Below are 22,751 nucleotides of genomic sequence, written 5' to 3'. Positions count from 1 at the left end.
CTGTTTTTCAGTTTGTTTTTTGGTTTTGTATTTAATTTAACTTTTCTTAAGGAATTGTCATGACTGATGTCTCTTTCGTTGCTCTGGCTTGCGGTTTGATCATTGGCCTGGGTGCTATCGGCGCTTGTATCGGTATCGCGATCATGGGCGGTAAGTACCTCGAAGCATCCGCACGTCAGCCTGAACTGATGAACACCCTGCAAACCAAGATGTTCCTGCTGGCTGGCCTGATCGACGCCGCCTTCCTGATCGGCGTTGGTATCGCCATGCTGTTCGCATTCGCAAACCCGTTCATCGCCAAGTAATTCGCGCTTCATAGCCGATTCTCATCTGCCGGACGATTGGTTCCGGCACTCGTTATTCTGAGAAGGAAATTACCGTGAACTTAAATGCAACATTGATTGCACAGTTCGTGGTCTTCTTCATCCTCGCCGGCTTCACGATGAAATTCGTGTGGCCGCCGTTGATTAAGGCGCTCGACGAACGCGCCAAGAAGATTGCGGACGGGCTGGCAGCCGCTGACCGCGGTCGCGCCGATCTGGCCGCCGCCGAAAAGCGTATCCAGGGCGAACTGGCATCGGCTCGTGATGAAGGCCAGAAGCGCATCGGCGAAGCCGAAAAGCGCGCACAGCTGATCATCGAAGAAGCCAAGAAGACGGCTGCTGAAGAAGCTGCCCGCATCATCGCCAACGCTCGTGCAGACGCTCAACAGCAAGTGAACCAGGCGCGCGAAGAACTGCGCGGCCAGGTCGCAACGCTCGCCGTCAAGGGCGCGGAACAGATCCTCAAGCGCGAAGTGAATGCGGCTGCTCACGCCGACTTGCTGAATCAACTGAAGACAGAGCTGTAATATGGCCGAACTCGCAACGATCGCTCGTCCTTACGCCGAAGCCTTGTTCCGTGTGGCCAAGGCAGGCAGCCTGGCAGCCTGGTCCGATCTCGTCGACGAGATGGCCCAGGTGGCAGCGCATCCCGAGGTGCAGGCCCTGGCGCAGAATCCTTCCGTAACGCACGACAAGCTGGCCGAAGTGTTTGCCGCCGCCGTGAAGACTCCGCTGTCCGTCGAGGCGAGCAATTTCGTCAAGACGCTGGTCGACAACGGCCGCCTGGTCCTGCTGCCGCAGATCGCCGAACAATTCCACGCGCTCAAGAACGCGTCGGAAGGTTCGGCCGATGCCAACATCGTGAGCGCCTTTGAGCTCAGCGATGCCCAGGTCAAGGATGTGGTCTCGGCACTGGAGAAGAAGTTCGGCCGCAAGCTGAACCCCTCCGTGACGGTCGACAGCAGCCTCATTGGCGGTGTGCGCGTCGTGGTCGGCGACGAAGTGTTCGATACCTCCGTGCGCGCGAAGCTGCAGCTGCTGCAAGCTGCTCTGGCCGCGTAAGTGCCTCTGGCTGGCTAAGCGAAAGAACAATTTTTAGGAGTTAGTATGCAACTCAACGCATCTGAAATCAGCGAGCTGATCAAGAGCCGGATCCAAGGCCTTGGCGATACCGCTGAGATTCGCAATCAGGGCACGGTCATCTCCGTGTCCGACGGTATCTGCCGTATCCATGGTCTGTCCGACGTGATGCAAGGTGAGATGCTGGAATTCCCGGGCAACACCTTCGGCCTGGCGCTGAACCTGGAGCGTGACTCGGTGGGCGCCGTTATCCTGGGCGAATACGAACACATCTCCGAAGGCGACCTGGTCAAGTGCACCGGCCGTATCCTGGAAGTGCCCATCGGTCCTGAACTGAAGGGCCGTGTCGTCAACGCACTGGGCCAGCCGATCGACGGCAAGGGTCCGATCAACGCCAAGCTGACCGCCCCGATCGAAAAGATCGCCCCGGGCGTGATCGCGCGTCAGTCCGTGTCGCAGCCTATGCAGACCGGCCTGAAGTCGATCGACTCCATGGTGCCCGTCGGCCGTGGCCAGCGCGAGCTGATCATCGGTGACCGCCAGACCGGCAAGACCGCCGTTGCGATCGACGCCATCATCAATCAAAAGGGTCAGAACATGACCTGCATCTACGTTGCGATCGGCCAGAAGGCTTCGTCGGTCAAGAACGTGGTGCGCGCACTGGAAGCGCACGGCGCGATGGAATACACCATCGTCGTGGCCGCGACCGCCTCCGAATCGGCAGCGATGCAATACGTGTCGGCCTACTCGGGTTGCGCCATGGGCGAATACTTCCGCGACCGCGGTCAAGACGCCCTGATCGTGTATGACGATCTGTCCAAGCAAGCCGTGGCTTACCGTCAGGTCTCGCTGCTGCTGCGCCGTCCGCCGGGCCGTGAAGCTTACCCTGGCGACGTGTTCTATCTGCACAGCCGCCTGCTGGAACGTGCTGCCCGCGTGAACGCCGACTACGTCGAGAAGTTCACCAACGGCGAAGTCAAGGGCCAGACCGGTTCCCTGACCGCACTGCCGATCATCGAAACCCAGGCGGGTGACGTTTCCGCCTTCGTTCCGACCAACGTGATCTCGATCACCGACGGCCAGATCTTCCTGGAAACTTCGCTCTTCAACGCCGGTATCCGTCCTGCGATCAACGCCGGTATCTCGGTGTCGCGCGTCGGTGGCGCTGCTCAGACCAAGGTCATCAAGGGCCTGTCCGGCGGTATCCGTACCGACCTGGCACAGTACCGTGAACTGGCTGCCTTCGCGCAGTTCGCTTCCGACCTGGACGAAGCCACCCGCAAGCAGCTGGACCGTGGTGCGCGCGTGACCGAACTGTTGAAGCAGGCTCAGTACACCCCGCAATCGATCTCGATCATGGCCGTCACCCTGTTCGCCGTCAACAAGGGCTACATGGACGACGTCGAAGTGAAGAAGATCCTGGCCTTCGAGTCGGCTCTGCACAACTTCATGAAGACCAGCCACGCTGACCTGTTGAAGAAGATCGAAGACACCAAGCAACTGGATAAGGATGCTGAGGCAGCCCTGGCAGCCGCCATCGCTGACTTCAAGAAATCCGGCGCGTACTAATTCTTACTGAAGCTATAAGGAGTCTTACTCATGGCTACAGGTAAAGAGATACGTGGCAAGATCAAGAGCGTAGAAAATACGAAGAAGATCACCAAGGCGATGGAAATGGTCGCGGCATCCAAAATGCGCAAGGCGCAGGACCGGATGCACGCAGCCCGCCCGTACAGCGACAAGATCCGCAACATTGCGGCCAACCTGTCGCAGGCCAATCCGGAGTACGTGCACCCGTTCATGGTCCAGCAAGACACGGCCAAGCGCGTTGGTTTCATCGTCGTCACGACCGACAAGGGTCTGTGCGGCGGCATGAACACCAACTCGCTGCGTCTGTTGACCAACAAGTTCCGTGAACTGGAAGGCCAGGGCAAGGCCATCGAAACCGTCGCCATTGGCAACAAGGGTTTGGGTTTTCTGAATCGCATCGGCGCCCGCGTGGCCGCCAACGTGACGCAACTGGGTGATACGCCGCACCTGGAAAAGCTGATCGGCCCCGTCAAGGTGCTGCTCGACGCTTACCAGGAAGGCAAGCTGGACGCGGTGTACCTGGTGTACACCAAGTTCATCAACACGATGAAGCAGGAAGCCACCCTGCAGCAGCTGCTGCCGCTGACCAGCGACAAGCTCAAGGCTGACGAGGGTGCGCACTCCTGGGACTACATCTATGAGCCCGATGTGCAATCCGTGGTGGACGAACTGCTGGTGCGTTACGTCGAAGCGCTGATCTATCAAGCCGTCGCCGAGAACATGGCCTCCGAGCAATCGGCGCGCATGGTCGCGATGAAGGCCGCCAGCGACAACGCAGGTAGCGTGATCGGTGAGTTGAAGTTGGTCTACAACAAGACTCGCCAGGCCGCCATTACCAAAGAGCTGTCGGAAATCGTCGCCGGTGCGGCTGCGGTCGGCTGATCAGCTGGCGTAGCGTAGCGAAACAGAATTTAAATTTTATCTATTGAAGGAACGAAAATGGCTGATGGCAAAATCGTTCAGTGTATCGGCGCTGTGGTGGACGTGGAGTTTCCGCGCGATGCGATGCCCAAGGTTTACGATGCCTTGAAATTGGAAGGTTCGGATCTGACCCTGGAAGTCCAGCAGCAGCTGGGCGACGGCGTGGTTCGTACCATTGCGCTCGGTTCGTCGGACGGTCTGCGCCGCGGCCTGACCATCTCGAACACCGGCAAGCCGATCACGGTGCCCGTCGGTACCGCGACCCTGGGTCGCATCATGGACGTGCTGGGCAACCCGATCGACGAATGCGGTCCGGTCTCGCACGAGCAAACCGCTTCGATCCACCGCAAGGCCCCTGCGTACGACGAACTGTCGCCCTCGCAAGAGCTGTTGGAAACCGGCATCAAGGTCATTGACCTGGTCTGCCCGTTCGCCAAGGGTGGTAAGGTCGGTCTGTTCGGTGGCGCCGGTGTGGGCAAGACCGTGAACATGATGGAACTGATCAACAACATCGCCAAGGCGCACAGCGGTCTGTCCGTGTTCGCCGGTGTTGGTGAGCGTACCCGTGAAGGTAACGACTTCTACCATGAAATGGCAGAAGCCAAGGTGGTGGACCTGGAAAACCCGACCAACTCCAAGGTCGCCATGGTCTACGGCCAGATGAACGAACCGCCGGGCAACCGTCTGCGCGTGGCGCTGACCGGCCTGACGATTGCGGAAGGTTTCCGTGATGAAGGCAAGGACGTGCTGTTCTTCGTCGACAACATCTACCGTTACACCCTGGCCGGTACCGAAGTGTCCGCGCTGCTGGGCCGTATGCCTTCCGCCGTGGGCTACCAGCCGACGCTGGCCGAAGAAATGGGCCGCCTGCAAGAGCGTATCACCTCGACCAAGACTGGCTCGATCACCTCGATCCAGGCCGTGTACGTCCCTGCGGATGACTTGACCGACCCGTCGCCGGCAACCACCTTCGCCCACTTGGACTCGACCGTCGTTCTGTCGCGTGACATCGCCTCGCTGGGTATCTACCCCGCCGTCGATCCGCTGGACTCGACCTCGCGCCAGCTGGACCCGCAAGTGGTCGGCCAGGAGCACTACGAGACCGCACGCGCTGTTCAGGGCACCCTGCAGCGCTACAAGGAACTGCGTGACATCATCGCCATTCTGGGCATGGACGAACTGGCACCGGAAGACAAGCTGATCGTCGCACGTGCTCGCAAGATGCAGCGTTTCCTGTCGCAGCCCTTCCACGTTGCCGAAGTGTTCACCGGTTCCCCGGGCAAGTACGTTTCGTTGAAGGACACGATCAAGGGCTTCAAGATGATCGCCAGCGGCGAACTGGACCACCTGCCGGAACAAGCGTTCTACATGGTCGGTACCATCGACGAAGCAATCGAAAAGGCCAAGAAGATCAACTAAGACGCGCCACGCCGTTGCCGCATCGGATGCTTCATCCGGGGTGGCAGCGGCCGGTAAGTCATCATTGATTCATTGGCGCCGCTCCTGTTCGCAGGAGCGGTCAATCGACTAGGAAACGACATGGCACATACTATTCACGTGGACGTTGTCTCGGCGGAAGAGGAAATCTTCTCCGGCGAGGCAGAATTCGTCGCGTTGCCGGGCGAAGCGGGTGAGCTGGGTATCTATCCCCGTCACACCCCGCTGATCACGCGCATCAAGCCAGGTGCTGTCCGTATCAAGGTCTCGGGCCAGGCACACGAGGAATTCGTGTTCGTGGCCGGCGGCCTCCTGGAAGTGCAGCCCGACGCCGTGACCGTGCTGGCCGACACCGCCATCCGTGGTGCCGACCTGGACGAAGCCAAGGCCGCCGAAGCCAAGCGTCTGGCCGAGGAAGCGCTGGTCAACCGCGACTCCAAGATCGACCACGCTGCAGCCCAGGCCGAACTGGCCGCCGCTGTGGCACAGCTGGCCGCGATCCAGAAGTTGCGTCAGAAGCGCTGATCGCTGGTAGCGTTCTTCCCGGCGAAGAGCGCTCCGGCACGGCAGCACAGCAGTACAGCAGTACAGCAGTAGATGAAAGGCAGCTTCGGCTGCCTTTTTTCATGCGCGCTCATTTCCTCTGATGCGCGTAGTGAGTTCCTCCTTGCAGATCCGGGGCTCGTCTGCGGCGCCAAGGCTGACCAGATCTGGCGGCTTGCGGCCCGTATGAATCAACCTGCATCAAGTTTTCCCGCATGTCGCGCGCACTGGCGCTGCGGCAACTTTCATCCTCGGGTAAAGTGCGCGGACGTGAAGGATAGAACCAATTCTGTCCGACCCAATCATTGATAGCATTAGCCTCATTTCCATCAGCCGGACAGGAGCCCCCATGTCGTCAGCTGCACCCGCATCTTCCGCATCCCCTTCGACGCCCACCGCGCGCCAGCATGGCAAGCCCATCATTGCCGTGGTCGGCCTGTCCAACCGCCCCGAGCGTGCCAGCTTTGAGGTAGCCGCCTATCTGCAGTCAGCGGGATACCGCATCGTCGCCGTCAATCCCATGTATGCCGGCCAGACCATCCTCGGTGAGCATTGCCATGCCAACCTGCAGGAGGCCAGCGCGGCATTGGCCCAGGAAGGCCTGCGCATCGCCATCGTCGATTGCTTCCGCAAGTCAGCCGACATCCCGCCCATCGTCGACGAGGCCATCGCCATCGGCGCCCAATGCGTGTGGATGCAGCTCGACATCGTTCACGAAGAGGCCGCCGCCCGCGCGCGTGCGGCCGGGTTGAAGGTGGTCATGGACAAGTGCATCAAGATCGAACATGCCATGGGGCAATCGCATGGCGTGTTGTAGTGCCAGGCTGGTGAAATCCGTAAATCATTTATAACGAGAAAAGCGAGACAGCATGGCTAAGAAGATCGGGCCGCAATTCATCGTCCATCCCAAGTTCGTCCTCAAGGAGAGCGACGCCTCCACCAAACCGCTCTCCAGCGGCGACAAGGAAACCGACCGTGCCACCGTGCAGCGTCTGGCCGCACAGATCGGCCTGCAGCAGGAGATGCTGTATGCCGGCCACAAGCACAAGGTGCTGGTGATCCTGCAGGGCATGGATACCAGCGGCAAGGATGGCACCGTCAATGACGTCTTTGCCGCCGTCAATCCGCAGGGCATCCGTATCGCCAACTTCAAGGGACCGACGGCCATCGAACTGGCGCACGACTATCTGTGGCGCGTCCATGCGCAGGTACCGGTGGCCGGGGAGATCGCGGTCTTCAACCGCAGTCACTATGAGGATGTGCTCATCACCCGCGTGCACGACTGGATCGATGAGAAGGAATGCAAACGTCGCTATCGTCAGATCAACGACTTCGAACGCATGCTGTGGGAAACCGGGACCGTGGTGCTGAAATTCTTCCTGCACATCTCGAAGGCCGAGCAGAAGTCACGCCTGCAATCGCGCATCGATGATCCCGAGAAGCACTGGAAATTCGATCCGCAAGACCTGGCCGAGCGCAAGTTCTGGGACGCCTACCAGCAGCGCTATCAGGAGGTGCTGCGCCAGACCAGTACCCTGCATGCACCCTGGTACGTGGTACCGGCCGACTCCAAGACCCATCGCAACCTGCTGGTGGCCAATGTGGTCCTGGAGACTCTGCAAAAGCTCAAGCTGCGCTTCCCCGACCCCAAGCCCGAACTCAAGGATCTCAAGTTCGACTGAACAAGAGGGGCGGGACCGCCGCGCTCTGGCTTATTTCAGCCACTTGTCGAAGATGCGCTGATATTCGCCGGTGGCCTTGGCCAGGTGCAGCCAGGTATCCACATAGGCCTTGAAGGCGACATCACCGCGCGGCAGCAGGTAAGCCTTTTCAGCGAACTGCAGCGGCTGGTCAGGCTGTACCGGGCACAGCTCCGGATGCAGCTTGGATTGCCAACGCGTCTCGCTGGCATCGGTGACCATCACATCGGCCTTGCCGTCGACGATCTGCTGGAAGATGGTGACGTTGTCCGGATGCAGCGTCAGGGTGGCATTCTTGTAGCGGGCCTTGGCAAAGCGCTCGTTGGTGCCGCCGGGGTTGACGATGGCGCGCGTACCAGGCTGGTCGATCATGTCGAAGTTGCGGAACTTGTCCTTGTCGGCGCAGCGGATGATGGGCGCCTTGCCATCGACCATCACCGGCTCCGAGAAGGCTGCCTTGCGGGCGCGGTCCAGGGTGATCGAGATGCCCCCCATGGCGATGTCGCACTGGGCGACGAAGTCGTTCATCAGGTTGCTCCAGGTGGTCTTGACGAACTGCGCCTCCACGCCCAGCGACTTGGCCAGGGACTGGCCCAGTTCCACATCCATGCCTTCGAAAGTCTGGTCAGGACGGTAATAGGTGAAGGGCTTGTAGTCACCGGTCATGCAGATGCGCAGCTTGCCAGCCTTGATGACCTGGTCCAGGCGCGAAGCGGGGAGCGCCTCGTCGGCCTGTGCCGCCGACAGCGAAAATGACAGAACCGCCAGACCCGCCAGCAGGGCGGTACGGATGATGGACTTCATGGAATCTCCTCGTGGATGTGATGATGGATGATCAACGATGAACGCGGCCCGCTTCTAAATGGGTTCTAGTTGATTGGATGGGCCGCTTAAATACTGCTGCCAGATCATAGCAAAACCGCGCGCCAGGACCTGCATCAATATCAGCGCACGCCGATAGCGACAATTAGCCGGAAGCCATGCGCGGAGGATGAGATAATGCCGGATTGTCGTCAGACCGCATTGCAGGCCGACCATGTCCTCTTCCTCTTCCATGTCCACCTTCGCTCCGCTCAAAAACGATACCTTCCTGCGTGCGCTGCTGCGCCAGCCCACCGACTACACGCCGCTGTGGCTGATGCGCCAGGCCGGTCGCTACCTGCCCGAATACCGCGCCACGCGCGCTCGCGCCGGTTCCTTCATGGGTCTGGCCACCAATCCCGACTACGCCACCGAGGTCACGTTGCAGCCGCTGGAACGTTATCCGCTGGACGCCGCCATCCTCTTCTCCGACATCCTCACCGTGCCCGACGCCATGGGCCTGGGCCTGTATTTCGCTGAAGGTGAGGGTCCCAAGTTCGAGCGCCCGCTGCGCGACGAGGCCGCCATCCAGGCCCTGCGGGCACCGGACCTGGACAAGCTGGACTACGTCTTCAAGGCCGTCACCCAGATCCGCCGCGAACTCGATGGCCGCGTGCCCCTGATCGGCTTCTCCGGCAGTCCCTGGACGCTGGCCTGCTACATGGTCGAGGGCGGCGGCTCGGATGACTTCCGCCTGGTCAAGAGCCTGCTCTACCGTCGTCCGGACCTGATGCACCACATCCTCAAGACCAACGCCGATGCCGTGGCCGCCTACCTGAACGCGCAGATCGCCGCCGGTGCACAGGCCGTGATGATCTTCGATACCTGGGGCGGTGCCCTGGCCGATGGCATCTACCAGCAATTCTCGCTGGCCTACATGGAGCAGGTGGTCAGCCAGTTGCAGCGCCTGCAAGATGGTCAGCAGATTCCGGTGATCGTCTTCACCAAGGGCGGTGGCCTGTGGCTGGAGCAGATCGCCGCCATCGGTGCCGACGCCGTCGGCCTGGACTGGACCGTCAACCTGGGTGAGGCCCGTCGCCGCGTGGGCGACAAGGTGGCACTGCAAGGCAATCTGGATCCCAACGTGCTCTTCGCCGGCGACGACGCCATCCGGGCGGAAGTGCGCAAGCTGCTGGAATCCTTCGGCCGCCCCGGCGCCGGCAGCGGCCATGTCTTCAACCTCGGTCACGGCATCTCCCAGCACACCCCGCCGCAAGCCGTGGCAACCCTCGCCCAGGCCGTCCACGAGATCAGCCGCGCTCTGCGCGGTTGAACGTGCGTATATCTGTCGTTATCTGTTCGTATTTGTGCGGATGGGCAAGTCCCGATGCACATCCTTGCCAGTGCACCGGGACTTATGCACATGGCGGCCCATTTTCTTGTTGAGAATCAAATTTATTTGAATATGAAGGATTGTGCAGAAGGGTGTTGCACAAGTCATTGATTTTATTGGGTTTATTTTTTCGGCGTCTTGACGCGTTTTTGCGGGAAACCGCGCTGGCCGTGGGCTTCGGCTTTGTCAAGAGGCACTTGCCCACAAAGTTATCCACAGATGCTGTGCATAAGATCGAAAAGCGTTTACAAAACCGCCGCTTATCGAAATCTTTGAAGGTTTACTTTAAGTTTGTAGGACAAGGAGGCGGCAGCCTGCAAGCCAAAGCCGACAAATTTTTGCCGCTCAGGGCTTGACAAACGCCGGCTGCGTGGTGCCGCTGGAAGGACTTATGCACACTGGATGATTTTGGCACCTGCACAATACTTCGCTGCAAATTTTTTTTCTGCAGGATAAGAGATGAGTCCAAGTCATTGATTTTGTTGGCTTTATTTTTTGCCTCGCCGTTGAGCAGTGCGCCGCAGGCCAGAGCCAGTCTGCGTGGCGAAATGTCAAGGGGTACTTGTCCCCAAAGTTATCCACAGCCTGTGTGGATAGGTCCAAAAATGATGATGAAACCGAGGCTTAGCCGGGTTTTTCAGGATTGACTTTAAGTTCGTGGAACAATGTCTGCTTCAGGTGGCGCTCGATACGCCCCTGCATACCGTCTTCGATTACCGCTGGCAACCCGCCACGCCGGACGAACCCATGCCGGCCATTGGCCAACTGGTGGTGGTACCGTTCGGCCGCCGTGAGGCGGTGGGGGTGGTGGTCGGTCATGCGGCGCAGACCGACCTGCAGGCCGACAAGATCAAGGATGTCATTGCCGTGCGCCATCAGTTGCCGCCGATGTCAACGCACTGGTTGGCGCTGTGCGGCTTTGCTGCCGACTATTACCAGCGCCCGCTGGGCGAGGTGATGCTGCCGGGCCTGCCCAAGAACCTGCGCGCCCTGACCACGGTCGCGCTGGACAAGGCGCTCAAGGCCCTGGGCCGTCTGGCCGCACCCAAGAAGAGCAAGGCCAGGCGCAAGACCCGCACCGAGGCAGAAGCCATTCCCCCGGCGGTGGCGGAGTTAGTGCCGCCGGATGCCCCTGATCCGCTGCATCTGGGTGAAGCGCCTGCGCTGAACCCGGCGCAGCAGCAGGCCGTGGACGCCATCGCCGGCGCAAAGGACTTTGCGCCCCTGCTCCTGTACGGCGTCACCGGCAGCGGCAAGACCGAGGTCTACCTGCAAGCGGCTGCCGCCATCCTGCGTCGCGCTGCCGATGAGGCTGCCGCATCGCAAGCTGCGCCCGTCGACCCCGCCGTGGCCCCGGCCCAGATCCTCGTGCTGGTGCCGGAAATCAACCTCACGCCGCAACTGGAAGGCAATATCCGCGCGCGCTTCCCGCATCTGAACGTGGTGGCGCTGCACAGCGGCCTGGCCGAGGGCGAGCGCGCCCGCAACTGGCTGGCCGCGCACCTGGGGCAGGCCCACATCGTGCTGGGTACGCGGCTGGCGATCCTGTCTTCGTTGCCTGCGCTCAAGCTCATCGTCATCGACGAGGAGCACGATCCTTCCTACAAGCAGCAAGAGGGTCTTCGCTATTCCGCCCGCGACTTGGCCGTGTGGCGGGCGCACCAGCTCGGCATCCCGGTGGTGCTGGGCTCGGCCACGCCTTCGCTGGAAACCTGGCATCACGCCCAGGCCGGCCGCTACCGCCGCCTGGAGCTGCGCCAGCGCGCCGCCCAGCAGGCGGTGCTGCCCACCGTCAAGGTGATCGACATGGAGCGCGACAAGCCCGTCGATGGCCTCACCGCCGGCCTGATCGCCGCCGTGCGCAAGCGCCTGGAGCAGGGCGAGCAGTCGCTGCTGTTCCTCAACCGCCGCGGCTATGCCCCGGTGCTGGCCTGTGATGCCTGCGGCTGGATCAGCAACTGCATGCGCTGCGATGCCTTCATGGTGGTGCACCGCCCCGAGCGGCGCCTGCGCTGCCACCATTGCAGCCTGGAACTGGCCATCCCGCGTGCCTGCCCGACCTGCGGCAATGTCGATCTGCAGCCGCTGGGGCGCGGCACCCAGCGGGTGGAAGAGGGCTTGCAGGCGATCTTCCCCGGCGCCCGCGTGCTGCGCATCGATGCCGATTCAACCCGCCTGAAGGGCTCGGCCCAGAGCGCCTTCGACAGCGTGCACCGGGGCGAGGTGGATATCCTGGTCGGCACCCAGATGGTGGCCAAGGGGCATGACTTCAAAAAGCTCACGCTGGTGGGCGTGCTCAATCCGGATACGGCGCTGTTCTCGCACGATTACCGCGCCAGCGAACGGCTCTTCGCCCAGCTCATGCAGGTGGCCGGCCGCGCCGGCCGGGCCGGGCTGTCGGCCGACGGCAGCTCGGGCGAGGTGCTGATCCAGACCCGCTACCCGCATCACCCGCTGTACCAGGCCGTGATGCGCCACGACTACGACGGCTTTGCCGGCGAGCTGCTGGAGGAGCGCCGCCAGGCCCATTTCCCGCCCTTCATGTATCAGGCGCTGCTGCGCGCCGAGGCGCGCGAGCTGGACACGGCCCTGGCCTTCCTGAAGCAAGCCGCCACCCTGCTGGAGGCGCCCGTCATCACCATCAACGAGCCCATCCCGATGACCCTGATGCGGGTGGCCAATGTCGAGCGCGCGCAGTTGCTCGTTGAGTGCCCGTCACGCCCCGCCCTGCAGGGCTTCCTGAAACAATGGCTGGCCGCGCTGCGGCAGCTGAAAACCCGCGCCCGCTGGTCGCTGGAAGTCGATCCGGTCGATATATGAAGACAGGGCCGCAGCAGGCGGGCGGCAGGGCGGTTGTGAAGTTGCGGGTGAAGCTTTTTGCAAAAATCGGGGTAACAGATTTGTTGTGATTGAGGCATCTTTCTGGCGCAGAGAGCTTGCCCGCACGCAAGCTGCTTGCTCGGGCAGTCTACAGGGTGCGCCTAGCCGGTATAATCTCGGTTGCTCAACCAATTGCAAGCGATCCCTCCGCGCGGCGCAGCCTGCCAGACCAGCGCCTCGGCCGCTTCCGCTTTACCCCTCATTCCCATGCTCGCACAACAGAAACAACGCATCTCCGACCTGTTCTCGTCCGCCTTGCAGCCGCTGCTGGCTGATAGCGGCCTGACCCCGACCATCACCCTGGAGCGTCCGCGCGATGCCTCGCACGGCGACATCGCCTGCAACATCGCCATGCAGCTGGCCAAGCCGCTCAAGAAGAATCCGCGCGAGCTGGCGCAAGCCATCGTCGCCGCCGTCATGGCCGACCCGGCGCGCGAGGGGCTGGTGGAATCCGTCGAGATCGCCGGCCCGGGCTTCATCAACCTGCGCGTGGCGGCCGCTGCCAAGCAGGCGGTGGTCAAGGTGATCCATGAACAGGGCGAGGCCTTCGGCCGTGGCAGCCTGGGCGCCGGCAAGAAGGTGCTGGTCGAGTTCGTCTCGGCCAACCCCACCGGTCCGCTGCACGTGGGCCATGGCCGCCAGGGCGCGCTGGGCGATGCGCTGTCGTCGCTGCTGGAGGCCCAGGGCTTTGATGTGCTGCGCGAGTTCTACTACAACGATGCCGGCGTGCAGATCGCGACGCTGGCCACCTCGGTGCAGGCGCGTGCGCGCGGCTTCAAGCCGGGTGACGCCGCGTGGCCCGAGTCGGCCTACAACGGCGACTACATCGCCGACATCGCGCGCGACTTCCTCGACAAGAAGACCGTCTCGGCCAGCGATGGCGAGCCCGTCACCGGCAGCGGCGAGGTCGACGACATCGAATCGATCCGTCGCTTTGCCGTGGCCTACCTGCGTCATGAACAAGACCTGGACCTGCAGGCCTTCGGCGTGAAGTTCGACAATTACTATCTGGAATCCTCGCTCTACGCCGACGGGAAGGTGGCCGCCGCCGTGGACGCGCTGGTCGCCGCCGGCAAGACGTATGAACAGGATGGCGCGCTGTGGCTGCGTACCACCGACTATGGCGACGACAAGGATCGCGTCATGAAGAAGACCGACGGCACCTATACCTACTTCGTGCCCGACGTCGCCTATCACATCAACAAGTGGCAACGCGGCTACGGCAAGGTCATCAATATCCAGGGCAGCGACCACCACGGCACCATCGCGCGCGTGCGCGCCGGCCTGCAGGCCGCCGGTGTGGGTATCCCGCAGGGTTATCCCGACTACGTGCTGCACAAGATGGTCACCGTCATGCGCAATGGTGAAGAGGTCAAGATTTCCAAGCGCGCCGGTTCCTACGTGACCCTGCGCGACCTCATCGAATGGTCCGCCGGCGAGCCGGTCGAGGGCGAGCAGCGCGACCTCACGCGTGGCCGCGATGCGGTGCGCTTCTTCCTCATCTCGCGCAAGGCCGATACCGAGTTCGTCTTCGATGTCGACCTGGCGCTGGCGCAGTCCGATGAAAACCCGGTCTATTACGTCCAGTATGCGCACGCCCGCATCTGCACCGTGCTGGGCAAGTCGGGCGTGGATGAAGAGGCGCTCAAGAGCACGGCTGACCTGTCGCTGCTGACGGCCCCGCGCGAAGCCTCGCTCTTGGCCAAGCTGGCCGAGTATCCGGACATGCTGGCGCACGCCCTGCAAGAGCTGGGACCGCACCAGGTCGCCTTCTACCTGCGCGATCTGGCAGGCGAACTGCATAGCTACTACAATGCGGAACGCGTGCTGGTCGATGATGTCCCAACCAGGTCCGCACGCCTGGCGCTGTTGTCCGCCACCCGCCAGGTGCTGCGCAACGGCCTGGCACTGTTGGGCGTATCGGCTCCGGCCAGAATGTAAAACAAGCTAAAACAAGCAGCTAAAGAGAAACGTGAAACCGTTGAACGCGAAATATCACAAGCAGGCCGGCGGTACGCTGCTCGGCCTGATCCTGGGTTTGATCGTCGGCCTGGGGATCGCCGTGGGTGTGGCATTGATGATCACCAAGTCGCCCATCCCCTTCGTCAACAAGGTCGCGCGCCCCGAGCGCACCGATCCGACCCCGGCCCAGGCGGCCGACCCCAACCGGCCGCTCTACGGTAACCGCGACATCGCCCGCGATGCCGCGCGCGACCAGCAGCAGTCGCAGACGCCGGTGCCGCCCAACACGGCATCGGCGCAGCCGGTCCCGCCGGTGGCGCCGACCCCGCAGGCCAGCCCGGCACCGTCCAGGCCCGACGCCAAGGCCCCGGCGGCCACGTCTGCTACCTCCAAGAACGACACCAACGACGACAAGTGGACCTACTTCCTGCAGACCGGTGCCTTCCGCGACCAGGCCGACGCCGAAAGTGGCCGTGCCAAGCTGGCCCTGCTGGGCTTTGAGGCCAAGGTCAGCGAGCGCACTGGCGACAGCGGCGTGCTCTATCGCGTGCGCATCGGTCCCTTCGAGCATGCCGACGCGATGAACCGTACGCGCAGCAAGCTGTCCGATAACGGGGTCGATGCTGCCATCGTGCGCATTCCCAAATAATCAGAATGCACCCGTGGATGCCGGCGGCAGGGGATGACCGACCGGCACGACGGGCGCGGGACGGCTACCGGCCTGTCCCACCGACTATCCATCAGAGAGGGTAATACCATGCGTTTCCATCAAAAGCTGCTGGCCGCGGTCAGCTTCGGCGTACTGGCCTTCACCGCCAGCGTTGGCGCCTCGGCCTCGCCGGCCAATCCGCAAGTGGGCAGCGACTACCGCGTGCTGGAGCAGGCCCAGCCGACCGATTCCGGCAACAAGGTCGAAGTGACCGAATTCTTCTGGTTCGACTGCCCGCACTGCGCCGTCTGGGACCCGTCGCTGACGGCCTGGGTCAAGAAGCAGGGTGACAAGATCAACTTCAAGAAGGTGCCGGTGGCCTTCCGCGACAGCTTCGTGCCGCAGCAGAAGCTCTACTACACCCTGGAAGCCATGGGCAAGGCTGAAGAGCTGACCCCCAAGATCTTCCACGCCATCCACGTCGAAGGCCAGCGCATCAATACCGACAAGACCATCCTGGCCTACATCGAAAAGATCGGCCTGGACAAGCAGAAATTCCTCGACCTCTACAACTCCTTCGGCATCCAGACCAAGGCTCGCCGCGCAGCCCAGTTGCAGGAAGCCTACAAGGTCGACGGCGTACCCATGATTGCCATCGATGGCCGCTATGTCACCTCGCCCGCCGTGGTCGGCGTGGCCCTGGCCAATCAGCCGGAATCGATGCAGCAAGCCGCTGCCCTGCAGGTGATGGACCACCTGGTGGCCAAGGTGGCCGCCGAGAAGGCCGCCGGCAGCAGCCACGCAAAAAAGAAATAAGCTTCACCCGTTCCGCACGGTCCGCGTCCGCAAGGCCGCGGACCGTTGTCATTTGGGCAGCAGGAATTACCTAAACCTTCATATCACCTCAGGAGCAGGCATGGCCAACCTTCCCGTCGTTGCAGCCCAGGAACGCGTGTTCCTGACCGGAGCTTCCAGCGGTATCGGCATGGCGCTGGCGCGGGCCTATGCCCGGCGTGGCGCCATCCTCGGCCTGGTCGCACGGCGCAAGGTCGAGCTGGAGGCCTTGTGCGCCAGCCTGCCACATGCTGAGCGGCACCGTGTCTATGCCGTCGACGTGACCGACCACGCCGCGCTGGCCGCGGCCGCCGACGCCTTCCTGGCCGAGTTCGGCGGGGCCGACGTGGTCATCGCCAATGCGGGCATTTCGCAGGGCACGCTGACCGAATACCAGGAAGACCTGGCCGCCTTTGAGCGCATCCTGGCCGTCAACGTCACAGCCACCTTTGCCACCTTCACGCCCTTCGTGGCGCGCATGAAGGCGGCGCCCGAGGACCAGCGCCGCCGCTGCCGCCTGGTCGGCATCGGCAGCGTGGCCGGCATTCGCGGCCTGCCGGGGGCGGGCGCCTACAGCGCCTCCAAGGCCGCCGTCATCAGCTACTGCGAATCGCTGCGGGTGGAATTGCGCGGCAGCGGCATCCAGGTCGTCACCATCGCGCCCGGCTACATCGATACCCCGATGACGCGCGTGAACACCTATCCCATGCCCTTCCTGATGCCGGTGGAGCGCTTTGCCGAGCGCGCTGTCGAGAGCATTACCGAGGGCGTGAGCTATCGCGTCATTCCCTGGCAGATGGGCGTGGTGGCCAAGCTGCTGAGATTGCTGCCGAACTGGCTGTACGATATGGCCTTCGCCCGCGCCCCGCACAAGCAACGCAATCCGTAAATCTGGCGGCCTTGCTCGCCTTTGGAGTTTTTCATGAAGATCATTTTTGCCGGCACGCCGGAATTTGCCGCCGTTGCGCTCGAAGCACTCTACGCCGCCGGTCACGAGATCACCCTTGTGCTGACCCAGCCCGACCGCCCGGCCGGACGCGGCATGCAGCTGCAGGCTTCGCCCGTGAAGCAATGCGCGATCAAGCATGGCACACCCGTAGCGCAGCCGGTCTCGCTGCGTCTGAACGGCAAGTATCCGGAGGTGGCGCAGGAGGCCCATGCCCTGCTGCAATCGACCCCGCATGACGTGATGGTGGTGGCGGCCTACGGCCTGATCCTGCCGCGCAGCGTGCTCGACATCCCGCGTTACGGCTGCATCAACATCCATGGTTCGCTCCTGCCGCGCTGGCGCGGTGCCGCGCCCATTCATCGCGCCATCGAGGCGGGCGATGCCGAGACCGGCATCACCATCATGCAGATGGAAGAGGGGCTCGATACCGGCCCCATGATGTTGATTGAAAGCGTCCCCATCGCCGAGGACGACACCACCGGCAGCCTGCATGACAAGCTGGCCGCGCTGGGCGGCAAGATGATCGTGGAAGCCATTGCCAAGCTGGAGCGCGGCGAGCTCTCAGCCACCCCGCAGCCCGACGAGGGCGCCAATTACGCCGCCAAGATCGCCAAGGAAGAGGCCGCGCTCGACTTCAGCCAGAGCGCCGACCAGCTGGCCCGCCGCATCCGCGCCTTCAATCCCTTCCCCGGCGCCACCGGTCGTTTCGGCGATACGGTCGTCAAGCTGTGGCAGGCGCGTCCGGTCAAGGTGGCGCAACAGGGCGAGCCGGGACAGGTGCTGTCGGCCGATGCCCAGGGCGGCATCGTGGTGGCTTGCGGTGAAGGGGCGTTGCTGCTGACCGAATTGCAGAAGCCGGGCGGCAAGCGCCTGGCCGCCGCAGAATTCCTCAAGGGCTTCCCACTCGAAGGCGGGCGCTTCGCCTGAGCCCATCCGGCAGGCATTTTCGGCGCGAATGATGACTTAGTTTCAAACGCGGACAAAGTCTTCCATCCGGGCCTGAATGCCTGCGCGACTCAACCTGCGCGTTCTCCGTCGAACTGCCTGAGCACCAGCGGCAGATGCCGCCAGAACAGTTCCTCTCCCAGATGCACGCGCGCCTGCCAGTCATCGGCAGCATCGTCATCGGCGCCATCGGTGATGAACTTGAAGGCCCGCCAAGGGATGCCGAAGTGGCTGCACACCCGGGCGATGGCAAACAATTCCATATCCACCAGATCCACCTTCTGCTGCCGCAGCCAGTCATCGGCGGCTGTCACGAAGCTGTCGCCGGTGCCGCACAAGACGCCCGGATAGCCGGAGACCAATCGGGAGGGTTGTTGCTCCTGGTTCATCAGCGGCGTCACCCCGCGCGGCGCCAGCGGAGTGGCATCCATGTCGCGTTGGAGCACGGCGGCCACTTCCAGCAAGCCATCATGCAGGGGATCGATCTTGCCGGCCGTGCCGAAATTGATGAGCGCGCGCGGACGATGCGTCAGGATGGCCTGCGTCGTATGCAGCGCGGCATTGACCTTGCCCACGCCGCAATAGACCACCTGTACGCCTGCCGGGGCCGCTGCGGCGTCGAGTTCACTTTCCAGGGCGGTCAGGATGAGGATGGGCGCTTGATCGGGCATCGGTATAAATAGTTAACGGTTTGCAACGAAGCACAGCCCGCAAAGCCTGCCGGGAGGCGGGGCAAGGGTGCTTTGACGTATAATCGGGTTCACTTTTTGCCTGTTGAACCGGTCCGTTTCTGGCCGGTTTTTTTATCCGCAGCGCGCCTGCGCGCGGGAACAGGCCTCGCATTGTTGCCGTAACCAGAGAAAAACGCCAGATGAAGCCGAACGAACTGTGCCAGACCGAATTGCTGCTGCGCGACCTGATGTCGCAGCGCATCCTCATCCTCGATGGCGCCATGGGCACCATGATCCAGCGCTACAAGCTGACTGAAGAGGATTATCGCGGCCAGCGTTTCGCAGACTTCAGCGTTCCCGGCAAGGAGATGTTCGTCAAGGGCAACAATGAACTGCTCTCGCTGACCCAGCCGCACATCATCCAGGAAATCCACGAGCAATACCTGGCCGCCGGTGCCGACCTGATCGAGACCAATACCTTCGGCGCCACCAGCGTGGCCCAGGACGACTACCACATGGCGCATCTGGTCTACGAGATGAACGTGGAATCGGCCCGTCTGGCACGCGCCGCCTGCGACAAGTACTCGACCCCGGACAAGCCGCGCTTCGTGGCCGGTGCCCTGGGCCCCACGCCCAAGACCGCTTCCATCTCGCCGGACGTCAACGACCCCGCTGCCCGCAACGTCACGTTTGATCAACTGGTCACCGCCTACCTGGAGCAGACCCGCGCGCTGGTTGAAGGCGGTGCCGACGTGCTGCTGGTGGAGACCATCTTCGACACGCTCAACTGCAAGGCGGCTTTGTTCGCCATTGATACTTTCTTCGAAGAGAGCGGCAAGCGCCTGCCCATCATGATCTCGGGCACCGTCACCGACGCCTCCGGTCGCATTCTCTCGGGCCAGACCGTGACCGCCTTCTGGAACTCCATCCGCCACGCGCGTCCGCTCACCGTGGGCCTGAACTGCGCGCTGGGTGCGGCGCTGATGCGTCCCTATGCGGAAGAGCTTTCCAAGATCGCCGACACCTTCGTCTGCATCTATCCGAATGCCGGCCTGCCCAATCCGATGAGCGACACCGGTTTCGATGAAACCCCCGATGTCACCTCGGCCCTGTTGAAGGAATTCGCCGAAAGCGGTTTCGTCAACGTCGCCGGTGGCTGCTGCGGCACCACGCCGCCGCACATCAAGGCCATTGCCGAGACGGTCGCCACGATTGCGCCGCGCAAGCTCCCCGAGCCCACGCACGAGATGCGCCTGTCGGGCCTGGAGCCCTTCACCATCAATGACGATTCGCTGTATGTCAATGTCGGCGAGCGCACCAACGTCACCGGTTCCAAGGCTTTTGCCCGCCTGATCCTGAACGAACAGTACGATGAAGCCCTGGCCGTGGCGCGCCAGCAGGTCGAAAACGGTGCGCAGATCATCGACATCAACATGGATGAGGCGATGCTCGATTCGGTCGCCGCCATGACGCGCTTCCTCAACCTGATCGCCTCCGAGCCCGATATCGCGCGCGTGCCCATCATGATCGACTCCTCCAAGTGGGAAGTGATCGAAGCGGGCCTGAAGTGCGTGCAGGGCAAGTCCATCGTCAACTCCATCTCGATGAAGGAAGGCGAGGAAAAATTCCTGCGCGAAGCCAAGCTGTGCCGTCGCTATGGCGCCGCCGTCATCGTCATGGCCTTCGACGAAGTGGGCCAGGCCGATACCTTCGCCCGCAAGATCGAGATCTGCGAACGCGCCTATCGCCTGCTGGTGGACAAGCTGGACTTCCCGCCCGAAGACATCATCTTCGATCCCAACATCTTTGCGGTCGCCACCGGTATCGAGGAACACAACAACTACGCGGTCGACTTCATCGAAGCCACCCGCTGGATCCACCAGAACCTGCCCTACGCCAAGATCAGCGGCGGTGTCTCCAACGTGTCCTTCAGCTTCCGCGGCAATGACCCGGCGCGCGAAGCGATCCACACCGTCTTCCTGTATCACGCCATCAAGGCCGGCATGACCATGGGCATCGTCAACGCCGGCATGATCGGCGTCTATGACGACCTGCCGGCCGAGCTGCGCGAGCGCGTCGAAGATGTGGTCCTGAACCGCCGCGAAGACGCTACCGAGCGCATGATCGAGTACGCCGCCACGCTCAAGGCTGGCGACAAGAAGGAAGAAGCCACCCTGGAATGGCGCAACCTGCCGGTGGCCAAGCGCCTCTCGCATGCGCTGGTACACGGCATTACGCAGTGGATCGTGGAAGACACCGAAGAGGTGCGCCAGCAGGTCGCTGCCGATGGTGGTCGTCCTATCCACGTGATCGAAGGTCCGCTGATGGACGGCATGAACGTGGTCGGTGACCTCTTCGGCCAGGGCAAGATGTTCCTGCCGCAGGTGGTCAAGTCGGCGCGGGTGATGAAGCAGGCCGTGGCGCACCTGATCCCTTTCATCGAAGAAGAGAAGCGCCAGCTCGAAATCGCCACCGGTGAAGTCGCCAAGCCCAAGGGCAAGATCGTCATTGCCACCGTCAAGGGCGACGTGCACGACATCGGCAAGAACATCGTCACCGTCGTCCTCCAGTGCAACAACTTCGAAGTGGTCAACATGGGCGTGATGGTGCCCTGCGCCGAGATCCTGGCCAAGGCCAAGGAAGAGAAGGCCGACATCATCGGACTCTCCGGCCTGATCACGCCCTCGCTGGAAGAGATGGCGTATGTCGCCAAGGAAATGCAGCGCGATCCGTATTTCGCCGGATTGAAGATGCCGCTGATGATCGGTGGTGCCACGACCTCGCGCGCCCACACGGCGGTCAAGATCGCCCCCAACTACGAAGGCCCGGTGGTCTACGTGCCGGACGCCTCGCGCGCCGTGTCGGTGGCGCAATCGCTGCTGGCCGACGAGCAGAAGACGCAGTACGTGGCCGACCTCAATGCTGACTACGAACGCATCCGCGAACAGCACGCCAGCAAGAAGGCCGCGCCCATGCTGTCGCTGGCCGCAGCCCGTGCCAACAAGACCAAGCTGGAATTCGCCCCGGTCAAGCCCAAGTTCATCGGCCGTCGCCTGTTCAAGAATGTGGACCTGGGTTTGCTGGCCAACTATATCGACTGGGGTCCGTTCTTCCAGACCTGGGACCTGGCCGGTCCTTACCCTGCCATCCTCACCGATGAAGTCGTGGGCGAAGCCGCGACCAAGGTCTTCCAGGAAGCCCAGGCGATGCTGAAGAAGATCATCGATGGCCGCTGGCTCACGGCCAATGGCGTCATTTCGCTCTTGCCGGCCAACACCGTCAACGATGACGACATCGAGATCTACACCGACGACAGCCGCAGCCAGGTCGCCTTCACCTATTACGGCCTGCGCCAGCAGACCGAGAAGCCGGTGGTCGATGGCGTGGCGCGTCCCAACCAGTGCCTGTCGGACTTCATCGCACCCAAGGAGTCTGGCGTGCAGGATTACATCGGCATGTTTGCCGTGACCGCTGGCCTCGGTATCGAGAAATACGAAAAGCGTTTCGAGGATGCGCATGACGATTACTCGTCCATCATGCTCAAGGCCCTGGCCGACCGCCTGGCCGAAGCCTTCGCCGAATACCTGCATGAGCGCGTGCGCAAGGACCTGTGGGGCTATGCGGCTGACGAGAACCTGAGCAGCACCGATCTCATCAAGGAAAAATATCTCGGCATCCGTCCCGCGCCCGGCTATCCGGCCTGCCCGGAGCACACCGTCAAGGCGGACGCTTTCCGCGTCATGCAGTGCGACGAGATCGGCATGCAGTTGACCGAGTCTTACGCCATGTTCCCCGGTGCCTCGGTGTCGGGCTTCTACTTCGCGCATCCGCAGTCGAAGTACTTCGTGGTCGGCAAGATCGGCGAGGATCAGGTGGTCGACATGGCAGAGCGCCGCCATGTGCCCAAGCAAGACGTGGAACGCTGGCTGGCCCCTAATCTGTAAATGATTTACGGAATGAAGCAAACCGTCCGGCCCCTGTGCCGGACGGTTTGTTTCATTCCTGAACCTTTCTCGCTGGTTCTTGTATTGCGCCGTCGTCCTGCTATCATCCACGCCCGCCGTTCCGTCGCC

Annotated in this window: 20 protein-coding genes; 18 read left to right on the top strand and 2 right to left on the bottom strand. The window is 62.4% G+C overall.

Annotation, left to right across the window (positions count from 1 at the left end):
* Window positions 1–59: 59 nt before the first annotated feature.
* From atpE to HWE01_RS05845, 9 genes are all read left to right on the top strand, one after another.
* Window positions 60–305 carry a F0F1 ATP synthase subunit C gene (gene atpE, locus HWE01_RS05885; RefSeq protein WP_006461334.1) on the top strand — a complete coding sequence of 82 codons (246 nt, stop codon included), beginning with the start codon at window positions 60–62 and terminating at the stop codon, window positions 303–305.
* Between the two features lie 74 nt (window positions 306–379).
* Entirely contained in the window at window positions 380–850 is a 471-nt protein-coding gene (locus HWE01_RS05880; RefSeq protein WP_008332985.1) for a F0F1 ATP synthase subunit B, read from the top strand.
* A gap of 1 nt (window position 851) precedes the next feature.
* Window positions 852–1,385 carry a F0F1 ATP synthase subunit delta gene (locus tag HWE01_RS05875; protein WP_241821299.1) on the top strand — a complete coding sequence of 178 codons (534 nt, stop codon included), beginning with the start codon at window positions 852–854 and terminating at the stop codon, window positions 1,383–1,385.
* Window positions 1,386–1,430: 45 nt separating this feature from the next.
* A complete protein-coding gene (gene atpA, locus HWE01_RS05870) occupies window positions 1,431–2,972 on the top strand; it encodes a F0F1 ATP synthase subunit alpha (protein WP_017449813.1) in 1,542 nt (513 codons plus the stop codon).
* Between the two features lie 30 nt (window positions 2,973–3,002).
* A complete protein-coding gene (gene atpG / locus HWE01_RS05865) occupies window positions 3,003–3,875 on the top strand; it encodes a F0F1 ATP synthase subunit gamma (protein ID WP_034330979.1) in 873 nt (290 codons plus the stop codon).
* A gap of 57 nt (window positions 3,876–3,932) precedes the next feature.
* Entirely contained in the window at window positions 3,933–5,333 is a 1,401-nt protein-coding gene (gene atpD, locus HWE01_RS05860; RefSeq protein ID WP_008332979.1) for a F0F1 ATP synthase subunit beta, read from the top strand.
* A 120-nt stretch (window positions 5,334–5,453) separates the two neighbouring features.
* Complete coding sequence (locus tag HWE01_RS05855) at window positions 5,454–5,876, top strand: F0F1 ATP synthase subunit epsilon (RefSeq protein WP_006461340.1); 423 nt, start codon at window positions 5,454–5,456, stop codon at window positions 5,874–5,876.
* 367 nt (window positions 5,877–6,243) lie between these two features.
* Complete coding sequence (locus HWE01_RS05850) at window positions 6,244–6,711, top strand: CoA-binding protein (protein WP_008332977.1); 468 nt, start codon at window positions 6,244–6,246, stop codon at window positions 6,709–6,711.
* Between the two features lie 52 nt (window positions 6,712–6,763).
* Window positions 6,764–7,576 carry a polyphosphate kinase 2 family protein gene (locus HWE01_RS05845; protein WP_008332976.1) on the top strand — a complete coding sequence of 271 codons (813 nt, stop codon included), beginning with the start codon at window positions 6,764–6,766 and terminating at the stop codon, window positions 7,574–7,576.
* Window positions 7,577–7,606: 30 nt separating this feature from the next.
* Here the strand turns inward: HWE01_RS05845 and HWE01_RS05840 are convergent, their stop codons facing one another.
* Window positions 7,607–8,398, bottom strand: a complete 792-nt coding sequence (locus tag HWE01_RS05840; protein WP_241821298.1) for a transporter substrate-binding domain-containing protein — start codon at window positions 8,396–8,398, stop codon at window positions 7,607–7,609.
* 232 nt (window positions 8,399–8,630) lie between these two features.
* Here HWE01_RS05840 and hemE point away from each other — a divergent pair, with 232 nt between their 5' ends.
* The 8 genes from hemE to fmt all read left to right on the top strand — a co-directional run bounded on the left by hemE (window position 8,631) and on the right by fmt (window position 17,989).
* A complete protein-coding gene (gene hemE, locus HWE01_RS05835; protein WP_008332974.1) occupies window positions 8,631–9,728 on the top strand; it encodes a uroporphyrinogen decarboxylase in 1,098 nt (365 codons plus the stop codon).
* Window positions 9,729–9,883: 155 nt separating this feature from the next.
* A complete protein-coding gene (locus HWE01_RS05830) occupies window positions 9,884–10,144 on the top strand; it encodes a hypothetical protein (protein WP_241821297.1) in 261 nt (86 codons plus the stop codon).
* Between the two features lie 301 nt (window positions 10,145–10,445).
* Complete coding sequence (locus tag HWE01_RS05825) at window positions 10,446–12,608, top strand: primosomal protein N' (RefSeq protein WP_241821296.1); 2,163 nt, start codon at window positions 10,446–10,448, stop codon at window positions 12,606–12,608.
* A gap of 267 nt (window positions 12,609–12,875) precedes the next feature.
* Window positions 12,876–14,609, top strand: coding sequence for an arginine--tRNA ligase (argS, locus tag HWE01_RS05820; protein WP_034351406.1), 1,734 nt, complete (start codon window positions 12,876–12,878; stop codon window positions 14,607–14,609).
* Window positions 14,610–14,640: 31 nt separating this feature from the next.
* Complete coding sequence (locus HWE01_RS05815; protein ID WP_241821295.1) at window positions 14,641–15,279, top strand: SPOR domain-containing protein; 639 nt, start codon at window positions 14,641–14,643, stop codon at window positions 15,277–15,279.
* Window positions 15,280–15,387: 108 nt separating this feature from the next.
* Window positions 15,388–16,095, top strand: coding sequence for a thiol:disulfide interchange protein DsbA/DsbL (locus HWE01_RS05810; RefSeq protein WP_241821294.1), 708 nt, complete (start codon window positions 15,388–15,390; stop codon window positions 16,093–16,095).
* A gap of 100 nt (window positions 16,096–16,195) precedes the next feature.
* Window positions 16,196–17,002: an SDR family oxidoreductase gene (locus tag HWE01_RS05805; RefSeq protein WP_241821293.1), complete on the top strand. Its 807-nt coding sequence runs from the start codon at window positions 16,196–16,198 to the stop codon at window positions 17,000–17,002.
* Between the two features lie 33 nt (window positions 17,003–17,035).
* Entirely contained in the window at window positions 17,036–17,989 is a 954-nt protein-coding gene (fmt, locus tag HWE01_RS05800; protein ID WP_175343971.1) for a methionyl-tRNA formyltransferase, read from the top strand.
* 89 nt (window positions 17,990–18,078) lie between these two features.
* Here fmt and HWE01_RS05795 read toward each other — a convergent pair whose 3' ends face one another.
* Window positions 18,079–18,678, bottom strand: a complete 600-nt coding sequence (locus tag HWE01_RS05795; protein ID WP_241821292.1) for a 5'-methylthioadenosine/S-adenosylhomocysteine nucleosidase — start codon at window positions 18,676–18,678, stop codon at window positions 18,079–18,081.
* 200 nt (window positions 18,679–18,878) lie between these two features.
* On the opposite strand from HWE01_RS05795, the gene metH reads away from it, so the two are divergent.
* Complete coding sequence (gene metH / locus HWE01_RS05790) at window positions 18,879–22,622, top strand: methionine synthase (protein WP_008332965.1); 3,744 nt, start codon at window positions 18,879–18,881, stop codon at window positions 22,620–22,622.
* The last annotated feature ends 129 nt before the right edge of the window (window positions 22,623–22,751 follow it).

Source organism: Herbaspirillum sp. C7C8, from assembly GCF_022627875.1.
In the GTDB taxonomy this organism is placed as follows: Bacteria; Pseudomonadota; Gammaproteobacteria; order Burkholderiales; family Burkholderiaceae_D; genus Herbaspirillum.
Note: the sequence above shows the minus strand (reverse complement) of the source record. Positions and strands in the feature narration are given on the sequence as shown.